Source organism: Nonomuraea sp. NPDC049784 (genome assembly GCF_040659615.1).
Taxonomy (GTDB): Bacteria; Actinomycetota; Actinomycetes; order Streptosporangiales; family Streptosporangiaceae; genus Nonomuraea.
The window spans coordinates 1-9,256 of the sequence record NZ_JBFAMX010000408.1 but is presented as its reverse complement, the minus strand read 5'-3'; the positions used below and the strand labels follow the sequence as shown (position 1 = coordinate 9,256).

Genomic DNA, 9,256 nt, shown 5'->3' with positions numbered 1-9,256 from the left:
CCCCGCCCGACGCGTAGGCCGCCAGACACCCCCGCTGCCCGCACCCGCACGCCAGCCCATCGGGCCGGACCGGAATATGCCCGATCTGGCCGGCCCATCCCCCGGCGCCCCCGTACAGCGAGCCGGACAGGACGACCGCGCCCGCGATGCCCGTGCCGATGGGGAGGAAGAGCACGTCATCCCCTCCGGCCCCGTACGCCAGCTCCGCCTCCCCCGCCGAGCGGACGTCGTGCCCGAGCGCCACCGGCAGGTCCACGTCCGTGAATGACGAGACGGGCACGTCCCGCCAGCCGAAAGCCGCGGAGAAGACGGCGTGGGTGGGCGTGACCAGCCCGGGCACCGCCAGCCCCACGGCCACCGGGCGCAGCCCGGGCCGGGGCCACGACAGGTCGGCCACGAAGGCGGAGACGGCGGCGATCACCCGGTCGGCGCCACGAGGGGTGTCACGACGCTCGAAATGCAGAATTGTCCCGTCTCGGGCGACAAGTCCGCCTTTGATGGTTGTTCCGCCTACGTCAACCGCAACAACGCAATCCATCCGTCTATCGTCCCCTAAGGTCCGACTATGACCATCCGTCGCCTCACCCAACACGACCTGGACGACTGCGCCCGCCTGGCCAAGGATCGCGGCTGGCTCCCCGAGCGGCACAAGTGGCGCCTCCTCTTCGAGGTCGGCGAGCCGTACGGCATCGACGCCCCCGACGGCGACGGCCTGGCCGCCACGAACATCCTGACCCGTTACGGCGACGACCACGCCGTGATCAGCATGGTCCTCACGGCGTCCAGGTTCGCGCGGCAGGGCCTGGCCCGCAGGCTCATGGAGCACGTGCTGGAACAGGCCGGGACCCGTACGGTCTCCCTCTACGCCACCGACCACGGCCGCCCGCTCTACGAGCGGCTCGGGTTCCGCGTCGTCGGCAGGGCCGCCAAGCACACGGGCGTCTTCGCGGGCGAGCCGTCCGGCACGACCCGCCCCGCCACGGAAGCCGATCTCGACGAGATCCTGGAACTGGACGCGGAGCTGTTCGGCACGGACCGGTCGGCGGTGCTGCGGCGGATGTTCGGGTTCGGCGAGCAGGTACGGATCGCGGACGGCGGCTTCGGCCACTGCTGGCGCAACGACGACAACACCGTGATCGGCCCCGTCGTGGCGCGGGACGAGGAGACCGCGCGGGCGCTGATCGGCGACCTGGCGCTACAGGCGGGCGGCGAGGTTCGGATGGACTTCGATCTGGCCATGGACGGCATGGTCAGGTGGGCGGCCGGGCACGGCATCGGCGACCCGTGGCCGGTCTCGAAGATGGTGCGCGGCGGCGACCTCCCGGGCGACCGCTCCTGTCAGTTCCTCCCGTTCATGCAGGCGCTCGGCTGACGGCCCGCCGCCTCTCGCCAGACACGTGGTGCGGCCCGGGTGGCGATGGCGCCGTCGGCAGACGGTGGGCGGTGGGTGGCGGGTTGACCGTGGGCGCGGCGCTCTCGTAGGGTCGGCAACCCGAACATGGTTCTGTCGAAGGGCGGGTCATGACCACCACCCACATCGACGTCAGCGCCATCGACTTCGCCGCGCTCGGCGCGTGGATGGACACCCAAGGGCTGCCCGGCGGCCCCATCGCGGGTGAGGCGCCGGTCCTGGGCGGCACGCAGAACGTCATGGTCCGCTTCGAGCGCGGCGGCCGCCCGTACGTCCTGCGCAGGCCTCCCATGCACGCCCGGCGCAGGAGCAACGAGGTGCTGCGCCGCGAGGCGCGGGTGCTGGCGGCGCTGCGGGACACGCCCGTCCCCGCGCCCAGGCTGGTGGCCGCGCAGACAGAGCGGGACCCGGTGTTCTACCTGATGGAGCCGGTCGACGGGTTCAACCCCTCGACCGGGCTGCCGGAGCCGCACGCCTCGGACCCGGCGATCAGGCACCGCATGGGGCTGGAGGCCGCCGCCGCGCTGGCCGAGCTGGGGCGGGTCGATCCGGGGGTGCTGCCGGGGTTCGGCAGGCCGGAGGGCTTCCTGGAGCGGCAGGTGCCGCGCTGGCTCAAGGAGCTCGACTCGTACGGCGAGCTCGACGGCTATCCCGGGCCCGACATCCCGGGTCTGTCCGAGACGGCCGGCTGGCTCGCGCGCCATCTCCCGCGTACGTTCACCCCGGGGATCATGCACGGCGACTACCACTTCGCGAACCTGATGTTCGCCTGTGACGGCCCCCGCGTCGCCGCGATCGTGGACTGGGAGATGTGCACGGTCGGCGACCCGCTGATCGACCTCGGCTGGCTGCTGGCCACCTGGCCGAGCAACAACGGCCACGTCCCCGGGCTGCCGGAGCCGCGGGAGCTGATCGCGTACTACGCGGCACTGTCCGAACGCGACATGTCGGCCATCGACTGGTACGCGGTCATGGCCTGCTTCAAGCTCGGCATCGTCCTCGAAGGCACGCACGCGCGGGCCTTCGCGGGAAAGGCACCCAAGGACATAGGGGACGTACTACACGCAACAACCCTGGAGCTGTTCGAACGGGCACAGGGGTTTATGGACGGGATTCTCAGCTGATTTCCGGAAAAACGATCACTTGTTCGCCCCCTGAGCCATACAATTGCGCGCAATTGCACTTGGTTATCGGGGAAGGATCGTCATGCGCATGCGGTTCCTCGGCTCTACCTCGGAGGCGGGCGCCTGCCCCACTCTGTACGAGACCGACCGCGGCACCATCGTCGTACAAGGCCTGCAAGTCACCGACGCGGAGGCGCTCGCGGACCTCCGCGACGTGCTCGACGGCGAGGTCGCGGTGGAGGTCCCCCGCGAGCTCATCACCGAAATCGCCCGCCGGATCCTGCCTGACGGAGCGGCAACCGCTTTCCCGAGCAGCGAAGGAATACCGTCGGCAACCGCTTGATCACATTTGCGGCCGGCCCTGGCATGATCGGCACGGACAGGGCTAGCCTCTTGCGGCGTGACGTCGTTTCAGCAGGCGCGTGTCGACCTCGGCAGCCAATTACGCCAGCTGCGCGAGACCGCACATCTGTCCGGCAAGGAGCTGGCCGAGCGGCTGCGCTGGCAGCCGTCCAAGGTCTCCCGCCTGGAGAACGCCCGCCAGACCGCCACCGAGGATGACGTGGTCGTGTGGGCGCAGGCCGTACGCGCCTCGCCCGACACGACGGACGAGCTGATCAGGCAGGCCATCGCGCTGCTGGAGCGGCACGACGACTGGAAGCAGCGCCACCGCAGCGGCCTGGCCGCCATCCAGGAGGACATCCGCGACCTGGAGGCGCGCACGAAGCTGTTCAGGGTGTTCGAGCCGGGCATCATCGTGGGCCTGCTGCAGACGTCCGAATACGCCAGGCACGTGTTCCGCAAGGTCAAGCGCCTCTACAGCGCCGCCGACCAGATCGACGCCGCGGTGCGGGTGCGGATGCAGCGCCAGGAGATCCTGTACGACCGGACGCGGACGTTCAGGTTCGTGGTGACGGAGGCGGCCCTCCGCACCGCCCTCGCGCCGCCCGAGGTGATGCGCGGGCAGCTGGACCGATTACTCGCCGTCAGTACGCTGCCGAACGTGGAGTTCGGCGTGATCCCCTTCGCCTCCGAGCTGCCCTCCAGCCCGATCAACGGCTTCTGGATCTACAACGAGGCCATGGTGTCGGTGGCCACCATGACGAAGGACCTGGTCCTTCGCGACCCGGACGACATCGCCTTCTATGTCCGGGCCTTCGACGACTACGCGAAGGTGGCGGAGCTCGAGGAAGCCGGACGGGACATCATCATCAGAATTCTTCACGAATACCGCAAACAAACATCACATTAACCGCAGCAATTGCTTGCCTCCCCACCCAAGATCGTGCAATTCTGTCGCGAGACGTTGCGGAGGTGACGCATGATGCTTGATACCGCGCTCTGCCTCGAGCGGTTCGCCTGGCACGCGGGTCGTCACGCTGACCTGTCGGTCCAGAGCCTCGCCTTGTCCAGCGACCCGGCGTACGTGTCGGTCCGCAACCGCTTCTCGGCCACCCTTGTGGAGACGGTGACGTGCTCCGACGAGGGCGCGTTCATCACCTCGTGGGGCTACCGGCTCGGCACCACGGAGGACGTCGAGTCCGCCGCCGCCCGCCTCGCCTTTCTCCTCGCCGCCCTCCCCGCCTGACCCGAACGGGACTTACGGCCCCTGACGCGGGATTACGGCCTCAAAGGCACCACCGCCCCTGCTCGAGCCCACGGATCCGCTCGTGCCGCTACGCCAGAGGTCAGCAGCCCGCCTTGTAGAGGACCTTCTGCACCTCCGGCTGGTCCACGTTCTGGGCGGTGACGATGGTGGCGTCCGTGGGGATCGACGGCGTGACCTGCTGCCCCTTGACGGCGGCGACGGCCTGCTCCACGCCCTTGGCGCCGATGTCGCCGGGCAATTGCGCGATGAGCGCCTGCACGACACCGTCCTTCAATTGCTTGACCTGAGCGGGACCGGCATCGAACCCGACCATCTTCACCTTCCCCAGCTTGCCCGCCTGCTGGAGGGCGGAGCCGGCGCCGGTGGCCGAGTTGAGGTTCGTGGCGAACACTCCCGCCAGGTCGGGGTCCTTCGCCAGGGCCGCGTTGACGATCTTGGATGCCTCCCCGACGTCGTTGTGCGAATACTGCACGCCCAGATACGTGATCCCGGGATGCGCCGCCTTGATCTCCTGCTCGAACCCCTTGATGCGGGCGTCGACCGTGCTGACGCCCGGGTCGGTGGAGATGACCAGCGCCTTGCCCTTGTCGCCGATCTGCTCCGCCAGCGCCTTGGCCGCCGCCGCGCCGCCCTTGAGGTTGTCGGTGCTGATCCTGGACAGGCCGATGCTCTGGTCCTCCACGACCGTGTCCACCAGGATGATCTTGATGCCCTGCTGCTTGGCCTGGGTCAGCGGCGCGATCATGGCCTTGACGTCGGTGGGCGCGATGAGCATGGCGTCCGGTTTGGAGGCGACGACGGAGTTCACGATCGGCGTCTGCAGCGTCGGGTCGAACTTCTGCGGCCCCTGGACGTCCAGCGCCACGCCCAGCTCCTTGGCCTTGGCCTTCGCGCCGCAGGCCATGGTCTCGTAGAACTCCTCCCCCGCCAGCCCCTGCACAAGCGTCACCCTGATCTGCCCGCTCCCCCCGCCCTGCCCGCCGCAGGCGGCGATCGTCAACAGCGCTCCAAGAGCTGCCACAGCCTTGCGCATCGTGGTGCCTCCTCCTACTGGTCCCGGGCCCTGCGCCTCCACTGGTCGACGTAGACGGCGGCCACGAGCACGGCGCCGACCACCACCTGCTGCCAGAACGGTCGCACGCCCAGGATCTGGAACCCGTTCTGCAGCACGACCGGGATGAACACCCCGATGACCGTCCCGGCCACCGTCCCCATGCCGCCGAACAGCGACGTGCCACCGATCACCACGGCCGCGATGGCCTGCAGGTTGTCGGTGGCGTGGGCGGACACGCCGGTGATGCCGTATTTGGCGAGCGACAGGTGCCCGGCCAGTCCGGCCAGCAGCCCCGCCAGGCCGTACACCTTGATCAGGTGCCCGCGCACGGCCACGCCGCCGCGCCTGGCGGCCTCGGCGTTGGACCCGATCGCGTACGTGTGCCGCCCGAAGCGGGTGTAGGCGAGCATCAGGGCGAGGGCGGCCGTGATGGCGGCGCAGATCCACGCGATCAGCGGCACGCCGAGCCAGCGCGCCAGGCCGAGACCGAGATTCAGGTCCGACGGGGCACGCAGATCGACGCCGCCGGTGAGCAGCAGCGCGCCGCCGAGCGACATGCCGAGCGTCCCGAGCGTCACGATCAGCGCGGGGATGCGGCCCATGGCGATCAGCACGCCGTTCAGCACGCCCCACGCCAGCCCCGTGACGAGCGCGGCCAGGGTGCCGAGGAGCAGCGAGCCGGTGGCGTCCATGACCTCGGCGGCCGCCACGGCCGAGAACACCAGCACCCCGCCCACCGACAGGTCGATCCCCGCGGTGATGATCACGTACGTCATGCCGGTGGCGAGCAGCAGCAGGATGGCGGCGTCGCTGACCAGGTTGAGCAGGTTGAACGAGGTCGGGAACGTGCTCGGCGCCAGCACCGAGAACGCCACCAGCAGCGCGACCAGCACCAGTCCGATCCACACGACCTGCAGCCGCCCCAGCCGCGCCCCCTTCATGCGCCGCTCCCCCGCCCGCCGTCCTCCTGTGCGCCGAGCGCACCGGTCATGGCCCCGACCAGCTCCTCCATCGAGACGTTCGCGGTGTCGAAGCGGGCCACCCTGCGCCCCAGCCGCAGCACCTCGACCCGGTCGGACACCGCCTTCACGTCCTGCATGTTGTGGCTGATCAGCACGACGGACACGCCCGAGTCGCGCACGCCGCGGATGAGGTCGAGCACGCGCTGGGTCTGCACGACACCGAGCGCGGCAGTGGGCTCGTCCATGAACACCGCCCGCCGCGCCCACGTCACCGCCCTGGCCACCGCGACCCCCTGCCGCTGCCCGCCGGACAGCGCGGAGACCGGCGTGGTCTCGGACGCGAGCCGCACGCCGAGCCGCTCGCAGGCATCGCGCGTGGCGCGGCGCATGGCGGCGTTGTCCAGCACGCCGAGCAGACCGAGGAGGCCGGGCTTGAGCCGTTCCCTGCCGAGGAAGAAGTTGGCGGCGGGGCTGAGGTCGGCGCAGAGCGCGAGGTCCTGGTAGACGGTCTCGATGCCGGCGCTCCTGGCCTCCTCGACCGACCCGAACGCCACCGGCTCACCGTCGATCTCGATCGTCCCCGTGTCCGGCCGTTCGACGCCTGAGAGGATCTTCGCCAGCGTGGACTTGCCCGCGCCGTTGTCGCCGATCAGCGCGACCACCTCGCCGGGCCGCAGGGCGAAGTCCGCGCCGCGCAACGCCTCGACGTGGCCGTAGCTCTTCACGATCCCGCGGGCGGCGATCAACGGTACGGCCATAAGAACATCAAGAATGCGATTGACATCGTTGTCAAGGCTCAGATGTCACGGCACCCGAGACACCGCCGCGAGGTCACGGTAGGCGTCCCACAACTCGCCCAGGAAGAACCGGCCGAACCTCACCAGCGCCGCGGCCCCGTCGGGTCCCCAGGTGCGAAACGTCGTGAGCTGGTGCATGAAGTCCGGCAGGAGAATCCTGATGACGCCCGCGGCGACCACCTCGGCCCCCGCGTCGCCCGCGGGAGCGGTGTGGCCGCGCAGGATCCGGACGTACAGGGTGGAGGTGTCGCGCCACACATCGGCCCCTGGGTCATCGTGCACGTCCTTGTGCCCGGTGAGCGTCAGCGGGGCGCCACCGTCGCCGGTGAAGTGGAGGCGGTAGAGCATGCGCCGCCGCGACGGGTCGTCGCCCGCCACGAAGAGGTTGAACCACCCGGCCCGCACCGGCAGGCGGCCGCCGCCGAGCACGGGGCAGCTCACCCACCCGGCTGCGGACCCCTCGTGCCCGGCGTCCGCCACGAACCGCTCGACGTCGTCGGCGGTGATGGTCAGGTGGACGGCCAGCCGGTGCTCGTTCGCGCGCCCCAGCCGTTCGCCTTCGTCCGGGTCGGTGGAGCCGGGCATGATGTGGCCGCGCATCTCCTCGGTGAAGCTCAGGCCCGTCGCCTCTCGCCCGGCCCCCGGCAACGAGGAGGAGAGCCCACCCGCTACCGCGCCGGAGGAGGCCCCTGCGTGCCGCACCGACCGGGACGAGGTCTCCAGTACGTGCTCGCAGGCCCGGTCCGAGAGCGCGGCGATGGTCAGGGCGGGATTGACGCCGACCGGGCCGGGCACGGACGCGCCGTCGAGGACGTACAGGCCCGGATGGCCGAACACCTCGCCGTACTCGTCGACGACGCCCTCGCCGGGGTGCCGTCCCATCGGGGCGCCGCCGAGCGGATGCACCGTGATCACCTTGCGGGCCAGCCAGAGCGGGCTGTCGTGGTAGCCGGCCTTCAGTACCCCGGCCATGTCCCGCATGACCGAGCGCATCGCGCCGAAGTAGGGCATGGACGTGCTCGTCGTCCAGTCGACGTCGAGGTAGCCGCGGCGCAGGCGCATGACGCCGTCGGGAACGTCGCGGCCCATGCCGAGCAGGCCCAGCGACCCGTCGGACAGGCGCCCGTCGCCGAACAGCGCGGCCAGTTCGGCGTTGATCCGGCTCTGCGGCGAGCGGCTCAGCACGGCCGCGATCCTGCCCAGCGCGAACATGCCGGCTCTCCTGACCACGCCGCGTACCCCGGCGAACTCCGCCAGCCACTCGGCGAAGGGAGGGTAGCCCGCGTCCTCGACCAGGAACCCCCGGCGGCCCCCGGGCGCCGGCGGGAGCCCTGAGTCGGCCGCGTCCGGCACCCGGATGGCACTGGTGATCACCGGTCCGCGGCTGCCCTCCAGCGAGCGGTGGCGGCCGGCGCCATCGCGGGCGCCCGTGACGAAGGTGAGCAGGTCGCCGTTGCCGCTGAAGCGGGCGCCGAGCATGGGACTCAGGCCGGGGAACTCCGATCTGCAGGTCAGCAGCAGGTACGTCGTCCCGAGCGTGCCCGCGGCCAGCACGAGCCGGTCACAGGTGATCGTGCGCTGGGGCAGCCGCCGGGTGCGGACCCGCCGCCGCTCCTCGCCTGGTTCGTGCACCACGTAGCTCACGGCGTAGCCGCCGCCCGGGGCGGGGGCCAGCCACCGCACCTCGTGCAGGGTGCGGATGTCGGCGCCGGCGTGCCGGGCGGCCGACAGGTAGGTGTGGTCGAGGGAGTTCTTGGCGCCGTCGTTGCAGCCGAGGTCGCACTCGCCCCGCAGCCTGCACGTCGTACGCGGCAGGCCGTGCAGGTTGCCGTACTCCGGGTCCGGGATGGGCAGGCCGGGAACGGGACGGGCGCCGGGCTCCGGGGCGAAGGCGACGGCCAGCGGCGGCAGCTCCCACTCCAGCCCCAGCCGCTCGGCCGCCTCGCGCATGGCGAGGGTCTTGGCCGTCGTGTCGTACGGCGACACGTCGAGGGGATAGCGCTGGGGCCGGATCATGCGCTCCACCGCGTCGTAGTGCGGGTCGAGGTCGGCCCGTGTCACGGGCCAGTGCTCATGGCCGCCGCCGGGCAACGGGCTCTCCCTGACGAACCACCGCTCCGGCTTGCGCAGCAGCACATTGGCGTAGATGAGGGAGCCGCCCCCGAGCCCGCTGGAGACGGCCGCGCCGAGCCCGCGAAAGCTCCACAGGTCGAACAGGCCGTACCTGCCCTCGCTCGGGTCCCACAGGTTGCGCGCCATCGCGGCGGGAGCGCGCGGGAACGAGCCCGGGGGATACGGC

The 9,256-nt window shown here is 70.9% G+C and carries 10 protein-coding genes; 5 read left to right on the top strand and 5 right to left on the bottom strand.

Translation table 11 applies throughout. The features are described 5' to 3' along the window. Positions 1-538 (bottom strand): ROK family protein (locus AB0J09_RS45315; RefSeq protein ID WP_360705729.1); only part of this gene is annotated, 538 nt, incomplete at its 3' end. A gap of 27 nt (positions 539-565) precedes the next feature. On the opposite strand from AB0J09_RS45315, the gene AB0J09_RS45310 reads away from it, so the two are divergent. The 5 genes from AB0J09_RS45310 to AB0J09_RS45290 all read left to right on the top strand — a co-directional run bounded on the left by AB0J09_RS45310 (position 566) and on the right by AB0J09_RS45290 (position 4,123). Further along, the gene (locus AB0J09_RS45310; protein WP_360705728.1) at positions 566-1,372 is read left to right on the top strand and encodes a GNAT family N-acetyltransferase; all 807 of its coding nucleotides are present in this window, start codon (positions 566-568) and stop codon (positions 1,370-1,372) included. Between the two features lie 149 nt (positions 1,373-1,521). Next, positions 1,522-2,535, top strand: a complete 1,014-nt coding sequence (locus AB0J09_RS45305; RefSeq protein WP_360705726.1) for a phosphotransferase family protein — start codon at positions 1,522-1,524, stop codon at positions 2,533-2,535. Positions 2,536-2,623: 88 nt separating this feature from the next. Next, complete coding sequence (locus AB0J09_RS45300; RefSeq protein WP_360705724.1) at positions 2,624-2,878, top strand: hypothetical protein; 255 nt, start codon at positions 2,624-2,626, stop codon at positions 2,876-2,878. A gap of 57 nt (positions 2,879-2,935) precedes the next feature. Then, positions 2,936-3,787, top strand: a complete 852-nt coding sequence (locus AB0J09_RS45295) for a helix-turn-helix transcriptional regulator (RefSeq protein ID WP_360705721.1) — start codon at positions 2,936-2,938, stop codon at positions 3,785-3,787. A 69-nt stretch (positions 3,788-3,856) separates the two neighbouring features. Then, complete coding sequence (locus tag AB0J09_RS45290; protein WP_360705718.1) at positions 3,857-4,123, top strand: hypothetical protein; 267 nt, start codon at positions 3,857-3,859, stop codon at positions 4,121-4,123. Positions 4,124-4,223: 100 nt separating this feature from the next. Here AB0J09_RS45290 and AB0J09_RS45285 read toward each other — a convergent pair whose 3' ends face one another. The 4 genes from AB0J09_RS45285 to AB0J09_RS45270 all read right to left on the bottom strand — a co-directional run. Beyond that, positions 4,224-5,177, bottom strand: coding sequence for an ABC transporter substrate-binding protein (locus AB0J09_RS45285; protein WP_360705715.1), 954 nt, complete (start codon positions 5,175-5,177; stop codon positions 4,224-4,226). A 14-nt stretch (positions 5,178-5,191) separates the two neighbouring features. Then, on the bottom strand, positions 5,192-6,139 hold the full coding sequence (locus tag AB0J09_RS45280) for an ABC transporter permease (protein WP_360705712.1): 948 nt from the start codon (positions 6,137-6,139) through the stop codon (positions 5,192-5,194). Continuing rightward, a complete protein-coding gene (locus tag AB0J09_RS45275; RefSeq protein ID WP_360705709.1) occupies positions 6,136-6,918 on the bottom strand; it encodes an ATP-binding cassette domain-containing protein in 783 nt (260 codons plus the stop codon). The genes AB0J09_RS45280 and AB0J09_RS45275 overlap by 4 nt, the downstream gene beginning before the upstream one ends. Before the next feature lie 45 nt (positions 6,919-6,963). Beyond that, on the bottom strand, positions 6,964-9,256 hold a 2,293-nt coding region (locus tag AB0J09_RS45270), incomplete at its 5' end, for a GMC oxidoreductase (protein WP_360705705.1).